The sequence below is a fragment of the Nocardioides palaemonis genome, assembly GCF_018275325.1.
Taxonomy (GTDB): Bacteria; Actinomycetota; Actinomycetes; order Propionibacteriales; family Nocardioidaceae; genus Nocardioides; species Nocardioides palaemonis.
In genome coordinates, this window is sequence record NZ_JAGVQR010000001.1 from 2,162,719 (window position 1) to 2,183,310 (window position 20,592).

A 20,592-nucleotide genomic window follows, 5' to 3' on the forward strand; every position below is an offset into this window, starting at 1 on the left:
CACGTTATCCCGGTCTCCCAGAGAGAGGAGCTGGTCGCATGGCTGACCACGCACGCTCCACCCCGTCCTCCCCGCCGGCCGAGGCCCGTGAGGCTCGCGGCCCGCGCGGCTCGCGAGTCGGTCGTCGTGACCCCGCCGACCTCCGCCAGCTCGCGGACTCCCCCGTCTCCCTGCGCCGTGTCGCGCGCCTGTTCACGCCCCACAAGGCCACCCTCGCGGTCGTCGTCGCCCTCATCGTGCTGAGCTCGGTCGTCGGACTGGCGCAGCCGTTCCTGGTCCGCCACGTCATCGACGACGCGCTGCCGCGCCAGGACGTACGCCTGCTCCTGCTGCTGGTCGGCGCCATGGTCGGCGTCGCCGTCGCGACCGCCGTGATCGGCGTCGTGCAGACCTTGTTGTCCACCTCGGTCGGCCAGAGGGTCATGCACCGCCTGCGCAGCGACCTGTTCGCGCACCTGCAGCAGCAGTCGCTCGGCTTTTTCACCCGCACCCGAGGGGGCGAGGTGCAGTCGCGCCTGGTCAACGACATCGGCAGCATGCAGGGCGTCGTCACCCAGACCGCCACGTCGATCGCCGCGAACCTCACCGTCGTGATCGGCACAGCGGTCGCGATGGTCGCACTGAGCTGGCGCCTCGCGCTCATCTCCCTCGTCGTGCTCCCGCCGGCCGTCCTGCTCACCCGGCAGGTCGCGCGGATGCGGCACCGGGTCACCGGCGAGCGCCAGCGCCGCCTGGCCGACCTGCACGTCCAGATCGAGGAGGGCCTCTCCGTGAGCGGCGTGCTGCTCACCAAGACCCTCGGCGCCTCGCCCCGGCTCACCGCGAGGTTCGAGGACACCTCGGCCGACCTGGTCGGCCTCGAGATCCGCTCGCAGCTGGCGGGTCGCTGGCGGATGGCCACGATGACCATCGTCTTCGCCGCCGTACCGGCCGCGATCTACCTCGCCGCCGGCTTCCCCGCCACGTCGGGAGGGATGACGATCGGCACGCTGGTGGCGTTCATCGCGCTGCAGGGCAGCCTGTTCCGCCCGCTCATGGGCCTGCTCAACGTCGGCGTCGACCTCACCGCGTCGATGGCGCTGTTCAGCCGGATCTTCGAGTACGCCGACCTCCCGGTCGAGATCGCCGAGCCCCGGTCCCCCACCCACCTCGACCGCGCCGACGCCCGCGGCGAGGTGCGCTTCGACCACGTCGGCTTCGCGTACGACCCCGACCGGCCGGTGCTGACCGGCATCGACCTCCACGTCCCGGCGGGCACCACGCTCGCCCTGGTCGGCGAGACCGGCAGCGGCAAGTCCACGCTCGCCTCGCTGGTCCCCCGTCTCCACGACGTCACCGACGGCAGCGTGAGCATCGACGGGGTCGACGTCCGCGACCTCCCCTCGTCAGACGTGGCCGAGCTCGTCGGCGTGGTCACCCAGGAGACCTACCTGGTGCACGCCTCGGTCCGCGAGAACCTCCGTCACGCCCGCCCCGAGGCCACCGACGCCCAGATCGAGCAGGCCGCGCGGGAGGCTCGGATCCACGACCTGATCGCATCGCTGCCCGACGGCTACGACACCATCGTCGGCTCCCGCGGCCACCGCTTCTCCGGCGGCGAGCAGCAGCGACTGGCCATCGCGCGGACGTTGTTGCGCGATCCCGCCGTGCTGGTGCTCGACGAGGCCACCAGCGCACTCGACAACGAGACCGAGCGCTCGATCCTCGCCACGCTCGACGACGTCACCCGCAGCCGTACGACGATCACGATCGCCCACCGGCTCTCGACGGTCCGCGACGCCGACCAGATCGCCGTGCTCAGCCAGGGCCGAGTCGTCGAGCTCGGCACCCACGAGGACCTGCTGCTCCTCGGCGGGCGCTACGCCGCCCTGGTCCGCGGAGGGCTCACCGGGGACCGGATCGCGGCCTGAGCCTGCGTCAGGCGGACGCCTTCTCGGCAGCCGCGAGCAGCACGCAGGTCGCCACGACCTCCATGGCCGCGGTGACCTCGGCGACGGGCGGCATCGTCGGCGCGAGGCGGATGTTGGTGTCGTCCGGGTCCTGCTTGTAGGGGTACGACGACCCGGCGGGCGTCAGCGCGACGCCGACCGCCTTGGCCAGCTCGACCACGCGCGAGGCCGTGCCGGGCACCACGTCGAGGTTGACGAAGTAGCCGCCGGCCGGGGTGTTCCAGGTCGCCACGTCACGACCGCCGAGGCGCTCGGAGAGGACGCGGTCGACCTCGGCGAACTTGGGCGCGATGATCTCGCGGTGCCGGGCCATGTGGTCGCGCACGCCCTGCGGCGAGCCGAAGAACTCGACGTGGCGCAGGTGGTTGACCTTGTCGGGCCCGATCGAGCCGTTGCCGAGGTGGCGGAGGTACCACGCGACGTTGTCGGTGGACGCGGCCAGGAAGGCCACGCCGGCGCCGGCGAAGGTGATCTTCGACGTCGAGGCGAACATGATCGGGCGGTGCGGGTGTCCGGCCGCGGACGCGAGGGTGAGCACGTCGGCGCTCTTGGCCTCGTCCTCGGTGAGGTGGTGCAGCGCGTACGCGTTGTCCCAGAAGATCTTGAAGTCGGGCGCCGCCGTCGGCATCGACGCGAGCCGCGCCGCCACCTCCTGGCTGACCACGGCACCGGTCGGGTTGGCGTAGGTGGGCACCACCCACATGCCCTTGATGCTCGCGTCGTCGGCGACCAGCGCCGCGACGGCCTCGGCGTCCGGCCCGTCGTCACCCATCGGCACCGTCACCATCTCGATGCCGAGGCTCTCCAGCAGCGTGAAGTGCCGGTCGTAGCCGGGGACGGGGCAGACGAAGCGCACCTTCTCCTCACGGCCCCACGGGCGCTCGGAGTCCACGCCGCCGAAGAGCATCAGGTAGAACAGGCAGTCGCGCATCATCGTCAGGCTCGAGCTGCCGCCGGCGACGAGCTGCTCGGGCTCGACCCAGAGCAGCTCGGCGAACATCTCGCGGAGGTCGGCCAGGCCCTCCAGCCCGCCGTAGTTGCGGACGTCGACCCCCCGGGAGTCCAGGTGGGTCGTGGGCAGGCGCAGCAGGTCCTCGGCGAGGTCGAGCTGCTGGGCCGAGGGCTTCCCGCGCGTGAGGTCGAGCTTGAGGCCCTTGCCCTTCAGCTCCTCGTAGGCTGCGCGCTGCTCCTCGAGGAGCGCGGCGAGGTCGTCGGCGGACAGGTCGGCCAGCGGGGTCGCGTTCACGACCCCAAGGCTACCGAGGTCCGCGACCGGGTCAGGCGGGCGTCTTGAAGCTGCGCCGGTACTCCTGCGGGCTGACGCCGCGCGAGCGCCCGAAGTGGTGGCGCAGCGTCGCGGCGTTGCCGAAGCCCACCTCGCCGGCCACCCAGTCGATGGAGTGGTCGGTCTGCTCCAGCAGCTCCTGGGCCGCGCGCACCCGCTCGCCGAGGATCCAGGAGTACGGCGTGGTGCCGGTCTCCTCCTTGAACCGGCGCGCGAAGGTGCGCGCCGACATGTGCACCTGGCGCGCCAGCGTCTCGACGTCGAGCTCGTCGGCGAGGTGGGCGCTGATCCACGCCAGCAGCGGGGCGAGCGCCTCGGACTCGCACACCGGCACCGGGCGCTCGATGAACTGCGCCTGTCCGCCGTCGCGGTGGGGCGGGACGACCATCCGCCGCGCCGTCGTGGCCGCGACGCGGGCACCGAAGTGCTGGCGCATCACGTGGAGCGCGGCGTCGAGCGCGGCGGCCGAGCCCGCACCGGTGACCACGGTGCCGTCCTGGACGTAGAGCACGTCGGGGTCGACGATCGCGCCGGGGAACGTGGCGGCGAGCTCGGCGGCGTAGCGCCAGTGGGTGGTGCAGCGACGGCCCTCGAGCAGGCCGGCCTCGCCGAGCATGAAGGTGGCCGAGCAGTGCGCGAAGAGCATCGCGCCGCGTGCGTGGGTGGCCCGCAGGAGCTCGGAGACCTCGGGCGAGGTCCCCCGGTGGTCGCTCTTGGGGGCCAGGCAGACCAGGTCGGCGTCGGCGGCCTCGTCGAGGCCGTGCTCGACCACGAGGTCGAAGCCCGCGCGGGTGCGCAGCCGGCCCGGTCGCGGCGTGACCACCCGGAAGTCGAAGACCGGGTTGTCGTCCTCGGGGTGGTAGGGCTCGGCCCACACCTCGCACAGCGCCCCGAGACCGAACGGCTCGGGCTGCTCCTGGACGACGACGGCGACCTTCTTCACCCGACCAGCGTCGCCGACACGTGGCAGGAAGTCAACGGATCCTGTCGTTCCTGCCACTCGTGGCAGGACTCGTGCGAGCGGAGAATTACTGCCATGAACACGATCCTCGCCCTCCTGGTCCTCGCCGCCCTCGTCCCGCTCCTCGTCGGGTACGCCCGCCACGACCGCTTCGGCGGCCCCTCCGTCTCCGCCCACCCGCGCGACGAGCTCGGGCCGGTCGAGGAGCGCCGCCACCTCGTCCCCCGCGCCTGACCGCTCGACGCTGCCCCTGGCGCGGCACAATGCCGCCATGGCAGCGACGAGCACCGCGGACGCCCTCGGACCCGGGTCGCGCGTCGCGCTGCTCGTGCCCGGCTCGACGGCCTACGTCGACCTCGTTCTCGCGCTGCTCGCCGACGGGATCTTCCCGGTCCCGCTGGACCCCGCCCTCACCGGGGCCGAGCGACGTCGCATCCTCGCACCGATCGCCCCCGACCTCGTCGTCGACCGGGCCGAGCAGGTCGAGGACCTGCTGGCCGGCCGCACCGACCGGACCAGGGCCGTGCCGCGCGGGCGGCCGATCCACTGCACGAGCGGCACCACCGGGACCCCCAAGGGGGTCTTCTCCGGGCTCCTCCCCGACGACCAGGCGGCAGCCCTGGTCGCCGAGGAGAGGGAGCTCTGGGGCTTCTGCGCCGACGACGTCAACCTGGTGCTGAGCCCGCTGCACCACTCCGCGCCGCTGCGCTTCGCGACCGGGACGCTGCTCGCCGGCGGTCGCCTCGTCGTCCCCGGGAAGTTCGACCCCGCCCGGGTCACCGCCGCGATCCGCGACGAGCGGCCGACCACGATGTTCTGCGTCCCGACCCACCTCCAACGGCTCCTCGCCCACTGGGACGACGTCGGCGTCCCCGACCTGACCTCGTTCCGCCTCGTCGCGCACGCCGGGGCGCCGTGCCCACCGGCGATCAAGGAGCGGCTCGTCGAGCTGTTCCCGTCGGGCTCCACCTGGGAGTTCTACGGCTCGACCGAGGGCCAGTTCACCGCGTGCCGCTCCGAGGACTGGCAGCGCCGCCCGGGCACCGTCGGACGCGCACGACCCGGCCGGACGCTCTCCGTCGACGCCGACGGCCACATCTGGTGCGCCGTGCCCGACCACGCCCGCTTCACCTACCTCGGTGCGCCCGAGCAGACCGCGGCCGCCTGGCGCGACACCCCGGACGGGCCGGCCTTCACGGTCGGCGACGTCGGACGCATCGACGACGACGGCTACCTCTTCCTCGACGGCCGTCGCACCGACCTGATCATCTCCGGCGGCGTCAACGTCTACCCGCTCGAGGTGGAGAACGCGCTGCGGGAGGTGCCGGGGGTCCGGGACGTCGCCGTGCTCGGGGCGCCGGACCCCGACTGGGGCCAGCGGGTGGTGGCGGCCGTGGTCGGGGACGTGGAGCCCGAGACGCTGCGCGCCCACGCACGCGAGGTGCTGGCGCCGGCGAAGCGACCCAAGGACTACCTGCCGGTCGCGGAGCTGCCGCTCACCCCGACCGGGAAGGTGCGGCGCGACCGCCTGGCGGACCTGCTCCTGGGCGGCGCCGTCGACCCCGCGCCGTGACGTTCGCGTCGGCTTCGGGCCCGCGCGGGCCGGTACCCGCATAGGGTCGGTGGATGTCCCGTCTCGTGGTCCTCGCCCTCATCTCCGCCTCGCTCGCCCTCCTCGCGGTCGACCCCGGGCGGTCCGCGGCGGCGCCTGCCCCCGTCCACGACGTCGTGGTCGGCGTCGTCTCCGACCCGGCGGCCGAGACCTGGCCCGCGTACGCCGCGACCGTCGAGCGCTATGCCCTCCGCACGGGGTCGGCGACCCCGGAGGTGCGGGTGACGGCGACGTCGAGCGACCCCGACGCGAGGATCGTCGTCAACGGCCGCCCGGCCACGAGCGGCGACCCGCTGGTGCTCGCGGGACTCGCGAGCGGCGACGAGGTCAACGTCCAGATCGCCGACTCCGCCGGCACGTCCAACCAGTCGTGGATCGTGCTCCCGCCGGGCTTCCCCCGGCTCACCGCCTCCGGGCCCCACTCGGACCTGGCTGCGGGCGAGGTGGCGCTCACCCTCGGCTCGTTCCTCGGCGGCAACTACACCGCCGTCGTCGACGAGTGGGGGGTGCCGGTCCGAGCGGTGGCGGAGCAGATCAGCGACCTCAAGCAGTCAGCCGCCGACCCGACCCGCTACTCCGCGGCGCTCCCTGCCCCAGGCGGCGGCTGGCGCATCGCCGAGCTCGACGAGCAGTTCCACGAGCTCCGGTCGCACCAGCTCACGACCGCCCCGGCCGACACCACCGACTTCCACGACTCGGTGCTGCTGCCCGACGGCGGGGCCCTGCTGATGGGCTACTGGCCCGTCACCCGCGACGGCACCGTCCTCACCGACGCCGTCATCGAGCTCCAGGACGCCGCTGGCGAGGCCACGTGGAGCTGGAACAGCAAGGACCACGTGGACCCCGCGGAGGGCCTGGTCGACCGCTCGGCGGCGGACTACGCCCACATCAACTCCCTCCAGCTGCTGCCCGGCGGCGACGTGCTGGCGTCCTTCCGCAACCTGAGCCAGGTCATGCTGATCGCCGGCAGCGACGGTCCGGGCCGCGACGCCGGCGACGTCCTCTGGCGCTTCGGAGGGAACCGCAACGACTTCACCTTCGTCGACGACCCCTACGGCGGTCCGTGCGCGCAGCACGCCGCGACCCTGCTGCCCGACGGGCACCTCATGGTCTTCGACAACGGCGCACGCCGCGACGAGTCGGGCCGATCGCGCCGCAGACCGCCGACATGTGCCCCGCGCCCGGCGATCCCTCCGGTCCGCGGGTGGCGCGCCCGCAGAGCCGGGTGAGCGAGTACGAGCTCGACACCACCACCGCACCACCGACCGCACGTCTGGTCTGGAGCCACGTGCCCGAGGGGCGCTACGCGCCGTTCGCCGGCAACGCCCAGCCGCTCCCGGACGGCAACGTGATGGTGGGCTGGTCGCAGTCGCAGGTGCCGCAGGGCCAGGTGGCACCCGTCGCCACCGAGGTCACCCGCTCCGGTGAGGAGATCTGGTCGGTGTCGGCCGGCTCGTTCTTCTCCTACCGCGCCTTCAAGCTCGACGCGCCGGACGCGATCGAGCCGCGCATCGCCGTCACCTCGCCCGTCGACGGCCAGGAGGTCGCCCAGGGCGCCGAGCTCCCGGTCGAGGTCTCGTGCGTGGACACCGGCGGCTCCAACCTGGCAGCCTGCGGGACCGACGCACCCCCGAGCACCGACGAGCCCGGGGAGCACGACCTCGTCGCCCGAGCGACCGACCGGGCGGGCAACACGGAGACCACCACGATCACCTACGTCGTCACGCCGGCGGCACCGGGCACCCCCTCCCCCACCCCGACGGCAACACACACCCCGACGCCCACCCCGCAGCCCACGCCGACACCGGCGCGGACCGCCCGGGCGGACCTCCTCGCCCGCGGACCGTCGGGCCCGTGGGCCGGGCGCGACACCTACGGCGGACGCAGGCAGACCGTCACGGTGCGCTCGCGTGCGGGTTCGCGAGCCGTGGTCCGGTTCCGGGTGCGCAACGCCGGCGATGCCCGTGGGCGGGTGCTCGTGTCGGCGCGGGCCGGCGGCCGGCTCCCCGGGCGCTGGTGGGTCGGGGGCAACGACGTCACGTCGCGCGTGCGCAACGGCACCTTCCGGACCGCGCGGCTCGCGCCCGGCTCGACGGCGCGCCTGCGCCTCGTGCTGCGGTGGCCGCCGTCGGCGCAGGTGCGGCCGGGGGCACTGCGCCTGGTCGCGACCGTGGGCGACTCCCGCGACGTCGTCCGGGTCCGGGTCCGGGCGGGCGACTGAGCGGCGTCAGGCCTCCCAGACGCCGCGCAGGCGCTCGACGTGGTCTGCGGCCTGCCGCAGGCCGGCCTCGGCGGCGACCGTGCGGCGCGACGGGTCGAGCAGGTTCTTCCCGAACGCCGTGAGCGCGTCGGCGTCGGGGGTCACGACCGACCAGGCCCGCGGCCCGATGCCCTCCAGCTGGGCGCGGATCGAGGTCCGCCTGCTGAACGACCGCGGCAGGGGTGCCAGCACGACGACGCGTGCGGCGCCGGCCGCGACGTCGACGTTGGCGGTCGACCGCATCCCGCCGTCGACGTACGTCCGGCCGCCCACCTCCACCGGCGGCCAGACCGTGGGCACGGCGCAGCTGGCTGCGACCGCCGAGACGAGGTCGACCCCCGACCCCCGGGTGAAGACGGTGAACTCGCCGCTGACGGCGTCGACCGCGGTGATCCGGAGGTCGCGGTCCGGCCAGGCGTGCGCGGGGAGCCGCGCACGGATCACCGCCTCACGGTCGACGCTGCCGGGTGCGTGCGCGGCACGCGCCACCCGGCCGACGCGGGCCAGCTTCTGCCGGTCGGTGCCGGGCAGGACGTAGGGCGGCACGAGCTTCAGCGCCGCGACCCGTGACATCCGCCCGCCGAGCTCGGCGTCCGGGGGCTCGAGCTGCGCGGCGTAGAGGTCCTCCAGGGACCAGTCGCTCCCGAGCTGGGCGCCCACGACCGAGCCGGCCGACGTGCCGACCACGACGTCGGTGTCGGTGAGGTCGACGCCCGCGCGGGCGAGCCCCGTGAGGATCCCGAGCTCCCACGCGATGCCGGTGATGCCCCCGCCACCGAGGACGAGGGCCGAGGTGCCTGTGCCTGTCATGGGGCAGTTCTAGCGGACACGCCCTGACAGCGCCGGTCCGCGCACGACGACGGCCCGCCGGGAGTCCCGGCGGGCCGTCGTGTCGTGCGGTCGATCAGCGGATCAGGCGATCAGGCCTGGCCGCCGGTCAGCTTCTCGCGGAGCGCCTGCAGCGCCTCGTCGGAGGCGAGCGAGCCGCCGGTGTCGCCACCGGTCTCGGCCGCGACGTCGCCGCCCGAGGAGTACGAGGTGGCCTCGCCGGCCTCGACCTCGGCCTGCTTGGCCTCCTCCTGCTGCTTGACGTGCGCCTCCCAGCGGGCGTGCGCCTTGGCGTACTGGTCCTCCCAGACCGCACGCTGCTCCTCGAAGCCCTCGAGCCACTCGCCCGTCTCGGGGTCGAAGCCCTCGGGGTAGACGTAGTTGCCCTGCTCGTCGTAGGTCGCGGTCATGCCGTAGAGGGTCGGGTCGAACTCCTCCACGTCGGCGGCCGCGGCGGTCTCGTTGGCCTGCTTGAGCGACAGCGAGATCCGGCGACGCTCGAGGTCGATGTCGATGATCTTGACCATGACGTCGTCGTTGACCTGCACGACCTGCTCGGGGATCTCCACGTGGCGCTCGGCCAGCTCGGAGATGTGCACCAGGCCCTCGATGCCCTCCTCGACGCGGACGAACGAACCGAAGGGCACCAGCTTGGTGACCTTGCCCGGGACGATCTGGCCGATCTGGTGGGTGCGGGCGAAGTGCTGCCACGGGTCCTCCTGGGTCGCCTTCAGCGACAGGGAGACGCGCTCGCGGTCCATGTCCACGTCGAGGACCTCGACGGTGACCTCGTCGCCCACGGCGACGACCTCGGACGGGTGGTCGATGTGCTTCCAGGACAGCTCGGAGACGTGGACGAGGCCGTCGACGCCGCCGAGGTCCACGAACGCACCGAAGTTGACGATCGAGGACACGACACCCTTGCGGATCTGGCCCTTCTGGAGCTGGGTCAGGAAGCCGTGGCGGACCTCGGACTGGGTCTGCTCCAGCCAGGCGCGGCGCGACAGGACCACGTTGTTGCGGTTCTTGTCGAGCTCGATGATCTTGGCCTCGAGGGTCTGGCCGACGTAGGGCTGCAGGTCGCGGACGCGACGCATCTCCACGAGGGAGGCCGGCAGGAAGCCGCGCAGGCCGATGTCGAGGATGAGGCCGCCCTTGACGACCTCGATGACGGTGCCCTCGACGACGCCGTCCTCCTCCTTGACCTGCTCGATCGTGCCCCAGGCGCGCTCGTACTGGGCGCGCTTCTTGGACAGGATCAGGCGACCCTCCTTGTCCTCCTTCTGGAGGACCAGGGCCTCGACCTTGTCGCCCACGGAAACGACCTCGTTGGGGTCGACGTCGTGCTTGATCGACAGCTCGCGCGAGGGGATGACGCCCTCGGTCTTGTAGCCGATGTCGAGGAGGACCTCGTCGCGGTCCACCTTGACGATGGTGCCGTCGACGATGTCGCCGTCGTTGAAGTACTTGATGGTCGCGTCGATCGCCGCGAGGAAGTCCTCTTCGGACCCGATGTCGTTGACGGCCACCTGGGGCGCGTCGTAGTCCGGAAGAGTGGAGAGGGTGCTCGTCATGTGGAAGGAGGTTCCTTGGATGGATGGAGTCGTGCGGACGCACGCAGCCGTCTGTTTCACTGGTCCTCCCGACGCGTGAGGCGTCGTGGGGGACTCGGCGAGCCCGGGTCCGCTCGGTACGGGAACCGGGCAGACGACTGGCGCAACTCGCAAGCCTACGCGTGCGCGCGGGCCCCCGTCCAACCGGCGTGGCCCGTCCGAGCGCCCCCGGGTGCCACGCTCAGTGGTCGAACGGCCACGCGTGCAGGTCGCCCGTCTCGGCGACGGCCCGGAGCAGGACCTCCGCGCGGTCGGCGACCGGGTTCTCCCCCGCTCGCGCCGCGAGGTCCACCAGTGCCCAGAGGTCCGCCGCACGAGCCCCCTCGAGCAGGTCGTCCGCGCTCCCGCCGCGCAGGTCCGTCCACGCCGCGAGCACCCCCTCGACGTAGTCCGGCCGCCGGTCGAACCGGACCAGGTTGCCCACGTCGGTCCACGGGTGGCCGGCATGTGCGAACTCCCAGTCCACGACGCCGTTGACGTCGGGCCCCGCCGGTTCGACCAGCACGTTCTTCGGGTTCAGGTCGCCGTGGACCAGACAGGCCCGACCGACCGTGTCCAGCAGGTCCTGGGCCCGTACGGCGACGTCCTCGAGCTGCTCGCGGTCGCGCTCGGACCACGCACCGAGCCGTGTCCGCACCCACTCGACGAGACCGTCTCCGGGCAGCGCGCCGAGCGCGAGGTCGGCGTCGACGAAGACGCCCGGACGCAGCGAGGGCATCCCCGCGAGCGTGCCCGCGACGGTGCCCAGCGCCCGGCCCAGGCGCCCGGCCGCGCGGTCGCCGAGGCCCGGGAGGACCAGGTCGCCGCGCTCCCCCGGCAGCAGGCTGGTGACGAGCAGGCCGGGCACGCCCGTGCCCGGCAGCACCCGTCGGACCTCGAGCACCTCCGCTACGGGGACCAGGCCCCGCACCAGGCGCAGGACTGCCTCGTCGACCTCGGGCGGACGGTGGCCGCGGTCGTCCGCGGGCGGGTAGATCCGGACGACCGCCCGCTCCCCCGCCACCTGGGCGGCGAACGTGCGACCCGAGTGACCGCCGGGCAGCGGGGCCAGCACGCCGTCGAGGTCGCTCACGCGGGGATGGTGCCACGGACCTGCCAGATCGACGGATCGAGGACCACACCCATCCGGGCCGTTACCTTGCTGCGAATCTCTCGTTGACTGTCAAGACATCCTTGTCACCGGGCTGTTGCCGACACGTGGAGCAGCCCGTGGCACCAACCAGGGGGTAACTGCAGATGCACGCACGCACACCACGGCGGTCAGCCGCGGCGGGGGTCGTCCTCGCGCTGCTCGCACCGACCGCTCTCGTCACGCTCGGCCAGTCCGCGGCGTCGGCCGCGCCGTTGCCGGCCACCTACGGCGCCACCGCGCACGGCGACATCGTCGACCTCGACGCCCGGGTCCTCGGGACCGGGTCGCTCGCCGGGGCGGTGATCGGTCACAGCCGCAGCACCGTCGCCAGCACCGCCTCCGGCGGCACGAGCGACGCCACCTCGGCCAACCTCGACGCCCAGCTGCTGTTCGGCGGCGTCCCGATCACGCCGGACCGCGAGAGCGCGACCGCGCCGCCGTCCAGCGACCCGCCGGAGCGCAGCCTCGTCGACCTGCCGCTCGACCTCGTCGCCGGCGTCGGCGCGGTCACCGGCGACGTCCAGGCCGCGTGGGCCGGCACGGACGCGTGCGTCCCCGCGACCGGCGGCGAGCGGGTGCTGTCGGACGCACGGACCAGCCTGGCCGGCGTCACCCTCGTCGACCTGCCCGCTCCCGTCGGCACGCTCGCCGAGGTGCAGGCGTCGCAGACCCGGAGCCGGACGGCGCTCGTCGACCGCGGGGCCACGTCCGACGTGGTCGCGCGCACCACGACCACGGTCGGCGCCATCGACCTGCTCGGTGGCCAGGTGACCGTCGACGTGACCAACCCGGTCGTGCTCCAGGCCCGCTCCGACGGCACGACCGGCAGCGCCGGCTTCGTCAGCCCGCCGACGATCACCGCCACCGTCGGGGGCACCCCGATCGCCATCCCGCTCAACGGCCAGCCCCAGCGCATCGACCTCCCGGCCGCCCTCGAGCCGCTCGCGGACCTGTCGATCACTGCCTTCACCCCGACCAACGCCTCGTCCGGCGCCACCGGACGCGGCACGCTCGACGCGCTGCTGCGCATCGACCTCGACGTGCTCGGCCTGCTGCCCGGCGCCCCCGCGGCCGCCGACGTGACGCTCGCCGTCGCCCCGATGAGCGTCGAGGCGACCGCGCCAGGTGGAGGCGTCGAGTGCGGCGCCGACGACACGACCGCCCCTGCGGCACCCGTGATCACCGCGCCGGCCGACGGCACCGTGACCAACGACGCGACGCCCGGGTTCTCCGGCACCGCCGAGCCCGGCTCGACGGTCGTGGTCCGCGGGCCGGGCGGCGAGGAGGTCTGCACCGACCAGGCCGACGCCGACGGTGCGTGGAGCTGCACCCCCACCACCGCGCTGCCCGACGGGCGTGACACCTACACCGCGACGGCCACCGACGCGGCCGGCAACACGTCGGGTGCCGACTCCACCACGATCACCGTCGACACGACTGCCCCGCCGGTCACCGTCTTCATGCCGGCCGACGGCTCGGCGACCACCGACCCGACCCCGACCGTCACCGGCGTGACCGAGCCGGGAGCCGCCGTCACGGTGCGGGAGGGGGGCACCACCGTGTGCACCACCACCGCGGACGGCGACGGGGCGTGGTCCTGCACCGGCGGGGTCCCGCTGGTCCTCGGGGAGCACACCTTCACCGCGACCGCCGTGGACGCGGCCGGCAACTCGGCGGACGCCTCGACGACCTTCACCGTCGTGTTCATCGGCGGCGGCGACACCACTGCTCCGGCGGCACCGGTCATCACCGCACCGGCGGACGGCGCGTCCCTCCAGGACACCACGCCGCGCATCACCGGCACCGGTGAGTCGGGGGCCACGGTCACCGTCAGCGAGGGCGGGACCGTCCTGTGCACGGCGGTCGTCGGCGGCGACGGCACCTGGGCCTGCACGCCCGCCCGCGAGCTCGCGCTCGGGCAGCACACCGTGACCGCGACGCAGACCGATGCGTCGGGCAACACCAGCGAGGCGGACACGACGACCTTCACGGTGGTCGCGGCGCCCGGTCCGCAACCCGGCAACGGCAACGGAAACGGCAGCGGCGACACCGACGGTGACGGCCTCGACGACCAGCAGGAGGGCACGCTCGGCACCGACCCCGGCAACCCGGACACCGACGGCGACGGGCTCACGGACGGCGCAGAGGTCACCACCCACGGCACCGACCCGCTCCGCAAGGACACCGACCGCGACGGCCTCACCGACGGTCGCGAGGTCAACGGCATGAGGATCCGCGAGCGCTTCGAGGTGTGCGGCCGCAAGGCCCGCTCGTCGATCAGGGTCCGGACCAACCCGCTGCGCAAGGACACCGACCGCGACGGGATCTCCGACGGCCGTGAGGTCAAGGGCTACACGATCAAGCAGCGCGTCCAGGTGCGCGGCAAGGGGAAGGGCGTCCGCACGATCGTGATCGGCAAGACGCGCACCAACCCACGCAAGAAGGACACCGACCGCGACGGCCTGAAGGACAAGGTCGAGAAGACCGGCAAGGCCAACAAGCGGTTCGGCAAGGCGAAGTCCGACCCCAGCACGTGCGACACCGACCGCGGCGGCGTGAGCGACGGCAAGGAGGTCCGGGCGGGGTCCAACCCGAGCGACGTCCGCTCCGGTCCGCGGCGCCCGATGGCACGCACCGGTCGCAGCGACCGGCTGCCGGGCTCCATGGGCTGACCGACCCCTGGGAAGAGGTGGGGCACCGGGCGCGACGTCGCCCGGTGCCCCACCGCCCGGTGCCGGTGGCTACGCTCGTCGACGTGGAGGACCACCTGCCGCAGTCCGTGCGGGTCGAGAGACGTCCGGTCACCGAGCGCGAGTCGCGGCGGGCCAACGGACCCGACTGGGACCGGTACGCCGACGAGTACCAGGCCACCCACGGCGCCTTCCTCGGCGACGCCGGCTTCGTCTGGGGTCCGGAGGGACACACCGAGGACGAGCTCGCGATCCTGGGCGACGTCGCCGGCCGCGACGTCCTCGAGGTGGGCAGCGGAGCGGGTCAGTGCTCCCGCTGGGTGCGCACCCGCGGCGGTCGCGCGTACGGGCTCGACCTCTCCCACCGCCAGCTCCAGCACTCGCTGCGCCTCGACGAGGAGACCGGCACGGTCGTCCCGTCAGTCCGCGGCACCGCCACCGACCTGCCCTTCTCCGACGACGCCTTCGACGTCGTCTTCTGCTCCTTCGGCGCCCTGCAGTTCGTCAGCGACATCGACGACGCGCTCGCCGAGGTCGCCCGCGTGCTGCGGCCGGGGGGCCGGTTCGCGTTCTCGGTCACCCACCCGACGCGGTGGATGTTCCCCGACGACCCGGGTCCCGCCGGCCTGACCGCCACGCAGTCCTACTGGGACCGCACGCCCTACGTCGAGATCGACGACGCGTCCGGCGTGGTGTCCTACGTCGAGCACCACCGCACGCTGGGCGACTGGGTCCGGCTGCTCGCCGCCCACGGCTTCACCCTCGCCGACCTCGTGGAGCCCGAGTGGCCCGAGGGGCACGATCGGGTGTGGGGCGGCTGGTCACAGGTGCGCGGCCGGCTGACGCCGGGCACCGCGATCTTCGTGGCGCACCTCGGCGCCGCCGGGCGCGCCAGCTGACCGTCGGCGCGCACGACCGGCGAGCAGCGACGCCGGGTTGACGTACGACCAGGCACGGCGGCGCCGGCCCTCCCGGCCCAGCAGCTCGCGCCTGGTCGCCCGGCAGTCGTCCCAGAACCGGCGGCCGTCCTCGGGATCCGCGGCGACCGGGGCGAAGACCGTCGCGTCGGCGCGCCGGGCGAGCTCGACACCGGTGCCGAGCGCCCGGGCCTGGGCGACGCGGCTCCAGCCCTCCGGCACCGGACGACCCAGGTCGCGGGCGGTGTCGAGGACCTCCTGCCAGCCGTCGACGTGCACGGCGGTCGGGGCGCCCGACGACCTCCGCCTGCGGCGGACCGCCTTGAGGACCGGTACGGCCGCCCACAGCAGCAGCGCGGCGCCCGCCAGGACGGCGACCGCGACCCCGACGACCCACCACGGGCCGTGGTGCTCCTCGATCACCGCGTCGGGCGGCAGGTCGATGTCGGCGCCCTTGGGGATCTTGATCTCGGAGTCGTCGATCTCGAGCTCGCGGGTGACCCACTCGCCGGCGTCGACGACCTGGTCGCTCTCGTCCTCGGTGTAGGGGTGCACGCCGGTGTAGCGGCTCGGCTCGAGGGTGCGCCACGTGCCGTCGGCGAACTGGAGCTCGACCCAGGACTCCACGTCCGACTGCAGGACCACGCCGCCGCGGCCCGGCGCGGCGCCGACCACGACCCGGGCCGGTACGCCGAGGCGCGACGCGGCGAGCGCGGTCACCGCGGAGTACTGGAAGGGCGTCGCGACGATGTGCTTGGCACCCATCAGCCGCAGCCCGAGGTCGACGGGCGCCTGCGACGAGGTGCCGCTGAGCCGCACCTCGCCGTTGAGCCGCAGGTAGCGCGCCATCAGCAGGACCCGGCGCAGCGGGCTGAGGTCCGCGCGGTCGAACGGCTCGAGGAACTGGTCGAGGAACGCGCCGCCGGGCTGGAGCTGGTCGTCGGTCGGCTCCATCGTCGGCTCGTCCGGGGTGAAGCCGTCGGGCGGCGCCACGGCGGTGAAGGTGTAGTCGTCGCGCGGGTTGACGCCCCCGACGACGAGCGCGCTCGACGACGCCTGGTTGTAGCGGACGTCCGCGAGCTGGGTGCGACCGTCGGTCGACTCGAGGCGGATCGAGGTGAGCTCACCGAAGGTCGGCAGCCAGTCGCTCGCGTAGGCGGGCCGGATCCGGACGCGGACCCCGACCTCCTCACCCGCGTGCAGCGGCTCGACCTCCGGCGACAGCCGGCGGAACGTCCCGTCCGGGCCGGCCCCCGGCGACTCGTCGGCGGCGGTCCACGCCTCGTCGGTGTAGGAGTCGAGCGCCCCGAACCGCACGCGTGCGCCCTCGGGCAGGCCGATCGCCTTGAGGAGCGGCTCGCGCCCCGGCGCCGGTGCGATGAGCGAGTCCACCGTCCGCGCGGCCACGCCGTCGCCCTGCGGGTCGAGCCGGGTGCGGTCGGTCTGGTCGTCGTCGGGCGTCAGCACGCCCACCAGGGCCGACACGGACGCCACCACCACGACCGCCACCACGGTGCCCACCAGTCCCGACCGGAACGACGCCACGACCGCCTCGCGGCGCCGGCTGCGCGCCGCCGCCCAGGTCAGCAGGACGATCGTGAGGACGACGCCGCGCAGCACGTAGTGGTCCGGGACGAGCACCGCCATCGGGATCGTCGCCGCGAGCCCACCCAGCAGGGCGACCACGGGAGCGAGCGGGCGACGGGTGGCGACCGCCAGCCACGCGGCCGGGAGCGCGGTGCCGAAGCCGATCGCGTAGGGCAGCAGCATCACGCTGCCGGAGGCCTCCACGGGCGGGAGCGTGCTGACGAACAGGCCCGGGGCGGACCACGTGTCACCGAGCACCCGGCTCATCGTCTCGACCGTGGGCAGCACCCACGGTCCCGGTCGGCGCAGGGCCGCCAGCGCGCCGAGCGGCGCGTAGGCCAGCACGGCCACGAGCGCGTAGAGCCACACGCCGTCGGCGGACCGGCGCAGGGTCCACGCCAGCACCAGCAGGAACACGACGGGGACCAGCCCGGCGACCAGGTAGTCGCGCGACCAGAAGCTCTCGTCGAGCAGGGTCAGGACGAGCGCGACGACCGCGACGACGACCAGCGAGTCGACGAGCGTCGCGCGCCCGTCGCGGGGGTCCGGCGCAACCGGTTGCGTGCTCATCGGCGTCCCCGAGCCATCAGCTCCGGCAGCAGGCCGAGGTCCGGCACGACCACCTGGTGGACGCCCGCCGTGTCGTCGGTGGCCGGTCGACCCTCGCTGTCGGCCCGCAGGACCAGCCGGTCTACGCCCTGGCCGAAGGATCCGACGGCCGCGTGCAGGTCCGCGCCGGCCCGCCGGGCACCGGTGACCTGGACCACCAGCCCGGTGCCGCCGACCGTCCCGGCCGCCTCGACCGAGAGCGCGGCGTACGCGTCGTCGCGGGTCGTGACGAACCGGCAGCTCGCGTCGGTCATCGCGGCCGCGCTCCGCCCGCGGGCGACGTGCGGCCCGCAGCGCAGGTAGGTGTCGAAGTCGTCGCGCACCGCCCGCAGCGCGACCGAGGCGGCCACCGACACCGCGAGCTCGAAGTCGCGCAGGCGGGTGTAGGAGTCGGCGCAGTCGTCGAGCAGGATCGTCACGTGCCCGCGCCGGGTCTCGTGGTACTGGCGCACGAGCAGCTCGCCGGCCTTGGCCGAGCTGCGCCAGTGGACGTGGCGCAGGTCGTCGCCGGGCGCGTACTCCCGCAGCGCGTGGAAGGCCAGGTCGTTCATCGACAGCTGCTGGCTGGTGGCGCCGTCGAGGTCGTTGGTCAGTCCCCCGGCGAACACGGCGAGCTCGACCACCCGGGGCGCGACGAAGAGCTCGATCGGCACCCCGGACGCCACCCTCCTGCTCACCATCCCGACCGGGTCGGCCTTCTCGTGCGCGACCGGGCCCACGGGGTGCACGCCGCGCGGCAGTGCGGGCAGCGCGACGGTCGCGGCGTGGTCGGCGTAGGGGCCGAGGAACGGCAGCCGGATCCCGACCTCGCGCGGACCGACCGGCACGACGACCTTCGGGAAGAGCATCGGGACGGCACCGGCGTGCACGCGCACCTCCGCCGTGGCGGTGGGACCGCCCTCGACCAGGCGGCTCGGGCGCAGCACGAGGGAGGCCGTCGGCGCACCCGGCAGCGCCTGCCAGCACAGGCCGAGGACGACCAGGGCGATCGCGGCCACCCCGAGCTGGACGAACTCCTGCCAGTTGAGCGTGGTCGCGACGACGAGCGTGACGACACCGGTCAGCAGCACGCCCCGGCCGAGCGGCGTCACGAGGTCGGGCCACCGTCGCGCGGAGACCGCCAGCGCGCCGAGCCGGCCGCTGCTGCGCGCGTCGTCCCGGCTCCGAGGGCTCACGCGCCGCTGCGGGGCACCGGGACCTGCGCGAGCAGGTCGTCGATGACCTGGTCCGGCGTCAGGCCGCCGAACGCGGCGCCCGACGACATGAGGAGCCGGTGCACCAGCACCGGGTGGGCCAGGGTGGCGATGTCCTCGGGCACGACGTGACCGCGGCCCTCGGCCAGGGCCCACGCCTTGGCGGTGCGCACCCAGGCGAGGGCGCCACGCGTGGAGAGGCCGATCCGGACGTCGGGGAGCTCGCGCGACGCCTCGGCGAGGCGCCGGACGTAGGAGATCAGGGACCGGTCGACGTGCACCATGTCGGCCAGCTGCGCCATCTGCTGGACCTCGGTCGCGCTGATCACCGGGCCGAGGCCGGCGGCCCGGTCGCGCACCCGCGACTCGGCCAGCAGCATCTCGGTCGACTCGGCGTCGGGGTGGCCGACGCTGGTGCGCATCAGGAACCGGTCGAGCTGCGCCTCGGGCAGCTGGTAGGTGCCGGCCTGCTCGATCGGGTTCTGGGTGGCGATCACCATGAACGGGCTGCGCACCTCGTGGGTGCGGCCGTCGACGGTGACGTGCCCCTCCTCCATCACCTCGAGCAGGGCCGACTGCGTCTTGGGCGAGGCCCGGTTGATCTCGTCGGCGAGGACCACGCTGTGGAAGATCGGCCCGGGGTGGAAGGTGAACTGGTGCTGGGCCTGGTCGTAGACAGTCACGCCGGTCACGTCGGAGGGCAGCAGGTCCGGCGTGAACTGGATCCGCGCGAACGAGCAGTCGATGGACTTGGCCAGCGAGCGCGCCAGCATCGTCTTGCCGGTGCCGGGCAGGTCCTCCAGGAGGAGGTGCCCGCCCGACACCAGGCAGGTCAGCGCGAGGCGCACGACGTGCCGCTTGCCGAGCACCGCGGACTCCATGTTGCCCACGGCGCGGTCGAAGGTCTCGGAGTACCACCGGACGTCGTCGCTGTGGACCGTGGCGATGTCAGGCATGCGGTGGCGGAGCTACCTCTCGGGGATCGTGCGGCGGGCTCAGGCGGAGCGGCGACGCATCAGCTGCAGCGCGATGCCGATCAGCAGCGCCGGGATGCCGACGATCCAGCCGATCAGCGGCACGGTCTTGGTGACCAGGTCGAGCGCGCTGGAGTTGGACTTGGCGTCGTCGGCGTTGCCGGCCACCTGCTCGTCGGTGAACCCGTAGTCGAGGATCAGGAACGGGTTGCCGTCGGAGTCGATGCGCTCCTGGTGCTCGGACTGGTTGATGATCGCGCCCGTGGTGGGGTCGATCCAGATCTCCCGCTCGACCGAGTAGGTGCCCTGCACGCCGTCGCTCAGCTCGATCGGGGCGTCGGAGACGTTGATCGCGTAGACGTAGGTCTCGAGCCCGTCGACGTCCTCGGTGCGGTCGTAGACGGCGTCGACCGGCTCACCGGCGTAGCCGTCCCAGTACTCGTACGTCTTCTTCTCCGCCTCGAAGGGCCACTTGTTGATCAGGCCCTGCTTGTCCTCGGCGCTCGGCGGGAGGTACTTCGGGTCGTCGACGGCGAGCGCCGTGCGGCGGTTGGTCGCGAAGTTGTCGGTGCTCGCCGAGACGAGGCGCTCCTCCGGGTCGTCGGCGCTGACGCACTCGTCGATGCCGCCCTCGTCCTTGACGAGGCAGCTGGAGTTCTGGAAGACGATGACGTCGGAGTCCGAGCGCTCGGAGTCGGCACGCGTGACGCTGAAGGCCTTCACCGGGAACTCGGTGGTGCCGCCGTTGCCGTCGGAGAGCTCCGCGGTGCCGTCGAGCAGCGTGAGGCTGTCGGTGTCGAGAGGCGTCTTCATCAGCCGCCCCGGGGCCCAGAACTGGGCCAGGATGGCCAGGGTGACCAAGAATCCACCCAGCACCGACAAACCGATGCCGAAGCCCTTGCGCATAGCGTTTTTCCTCCCGGTCGCCTCAAAGTCTGGGCGACTCTAGCAGCGAAGTGACTTCCCGGTAGCCAATCTGACA

General features: G+C 73.5%; 16 protein-coding genes. 7 read left to right on the plus strand and 9 right to left on the minus strand.

The window, feature by feature from the left end; genetic code table 11:
- The first annotated feature begins 38 nt into the window (after positions 1–38).
- Positions 39–1,910, plus strand: coding sequence for an ABC transporter ATP-binding protein (locus tag KDN32_RS10615; RefSeq protein ID WP_211731934.1), 1,872 nt, complete (start codon positions 39–41; stop codon positions 1,908–1,910).
- 7 nt (positions 1,911–1,917) lie between these two features.
- Here the strand turns inward: KDN32_RS10615 and KDN32_RS10620 are convergent, their stop codons facing one another.
- Together KDN32_RS10620 and KDN32_RS10625 are read right to left on the minus strand one after the other, a co-directional pair.
- Positions 1,918–3,195 (minus strand): aspartate aminotransferase type Ic, encoded by a 1,278-nt coding sequence (locus tag KDN32_RS10620; RefSeq protein ID WP_211731935.1) that lies wholly within the window; start codon positions 3,193–3,195, stop codon positions 1,918–1,920.
- A gap of 31 nt (positions 3,196–3,226) precedes the next feature.
- Entirely contained in the window at positions 3,227–4,177 is a 951-nt protein-coding gene (locus KDN32_RS10625; RefSeq protein WP_307853941.1) for a GlxA family transcriptional regulator, read from the minus strand.
- Positions 4,178–4,270: 93 nt separating this feature from the next.
- Between KDN32_RS10625 and KDN32_RS22365 the strand changes: the two genes are divergently transcribed.
- The 4 genes from KDN32_RS22365 to KDN32_RS22870 are packed head-to-tail and all read left to right on the plus strand — an operon-like array spanning position 4,271 to position 8,028.
- Complete coding sequence (locus KDN32_RS22365; RefSeq protein WP_249217027.1) at positions 4,271–4,429, plus strand: hypothetical protein; 159 nt, start codon at positions 4,271–4,273, stop codon at positions 4,427–4,429.
- Between the two features lie 37 nt (positions 4,430–4,466).
- The gene (locus KDN32_RS10630; RefSeq protein ID WP_211731936.1) at positions 4,467–5,768 is read left to right on the plus strand and encodes a class I adenylate-forming enzyme family protein; all 1,302 of its coding nucleotides are present in this window, start codon (positions 4,467–4,469) and stop codon (positions 5,766–5,768) included.
- A 53-nt stretch (positions 5,769–5,821) separates the two neighbouring features.
- On the plus strand, positions 5,822–7,036 hold the full coding sequence (locus tag KDN32_RS10635; protein WP_211731937.1) for an aryl-sulfate sulfotransferase: 1,215 nt from the start codon (positions 5,822–5,824) through the stop codon (positions 7,034–7,036).
- Entirely contained in the window at positions 7,012–8,028 is a 1,017-nt protein-coding gene (locus KDN32_RS22870; protein ID WP_283093377.1) for a hypothetical protein, read from the plus strand. The genes KDN32_RS10635 and KDN32_RS22870 overlap by 25 nt, the downstream gene beginning before the upstream one ends.
- Before the next feature lie 6 nt (positions 8,029–8,034).
- Here the strand turns inward: KDN32_RS22870 and KDN32_RS10645 are convergent, their stop codons facing one another.
- The 3 genes from KDN32_RS10645 to KDN32_RS10655 form a co-directional block, all read right to left on the minus strand.
- On the minus strand, positions 8,035–8,877 hold the full coding sequence (locus KDN32_RS10645; RefSeq protein ID WP_211731938.1) for a patatin-like phospholipase family protein: 843 nt from the start codon (positions 8,875–8,877) through the stop codon (positions 8,035–8,037).
- Between the two features lie 110 nt (positions 8,878–8,987).
- On the minus strand, positions 8,988–10,469 hold the full coding sequence (gene rpsA / locus KDN32_RS10650; RefSeq protein ID WP_211731939.1) for a 30S ribosomal protein S1: 1,482 nt from the start codon (positions 10,467–10,469) through the stop codon (positions 8,988–8,990).
- Positions 10,470–10,689: 220 nt separating this feature from the next.
- Positions 10,690–11,580: a phosphotransferase gene (locus KDN32_RS10655; RefSeq protein WP_211731940.1), complete on the minus strand. Its 891-nt coding sequence runs from the start codon at positions 11,578–11,580 to the stop codon at positions 10,690–10,692.
- Between the two features lie 164 nt (positions 11,581–11,744).
- Here KDN32_RS10655 and KDN32_RS10660 point away from each other — a divergent pair, with 164 nt between their 5' ends.
- Positions 11,745–14,312, plus strand: coding sequence for an Ig-like domain-containing protein (locus KDN32_RS10660; RefSeq protein WP_211731941.1), 2,568 nt, complete (start codon positions 11,745–11,747; stop codon positions 14,310–14,312).
- 83 nt (positions 14,313–14,395) lie between these two features.
- Positions 14,396–15,229: a class I SAM-dependent methyltransferase gene (locus KDN32_RS10665; RefSeq protein ID WP_211731942.1), complete on the plus strand. Its 834-nt coding sequence runs from the start codon at positions 14,396–14,398 to the stop codon at positions 15,227–15,229.
- Here the strand turns inward: KDN32_RS10665 and KDN32_RS10670 are convergent.
- From KDN32_RS10670 to KDN32_RS10685, 4 genes are read right to left on the minus strand one after another with little or no spacing between them, the layout of a single operon-like run.
- Positions 15,152–17,404, minus strand: coding sequence for a transglutaminase-like domain-containing protein (locus tag KDN32_RS10670; RefSeq protein ID WP_211731943.1), 2,253 nt, complete (start codon positions 17,402–17,404; stop codon positions 15,152–15,154). The two genes, KDN32_RS10665 and KDN32_RS10670, sit on opposite strands and share 78 nt — an antisense overlap.
- The gene (locus tag KDN32_RS23310; protein ID WP_211731944.1) at positions 17,401–18,618 is read right to left on the minus strand and encodes a DUF58 domain-containing protein; all 1,218 of its coding nucleotides are present in this window, start codon (positions 18,616–18,618) and stop codon (positions 17,401–17,403) included. Before KDN32_RS23310 ends, KDN32_RS10670 begins: the two co-directional genes overlap by 4 nt.
- The gene (locus KDN32_RS10680) at positions 18,615–19,592 is read right to left on the minus strand and encodes an AAA family ATPase (RefSeq protein ID WP_211731945.1); all 978 of its coding nucleotides are present in this window, start codon (positions 19,590–19,592) and stop codon (positions 18,615–18,617) included. Before KDN32_RS10680 ends, KDN32_RS23310 begins: the two co-directional genes overlap by 4 nt.
- Positions 19,593–19,631: 39 nt before the next feature.
- Positions 19,632–20,516 (minus strand): PorA family protein, encoded by an 885-nt coding sequence (locus tag KDN32_RS10685; protein WP_211731946.1) that lies wholly within the window; start codon positions 20,514–20,516, stop codon positions 19,632–19,634.
- Positions 20,517–20,592: the final 76 nt, after the last annotated feature.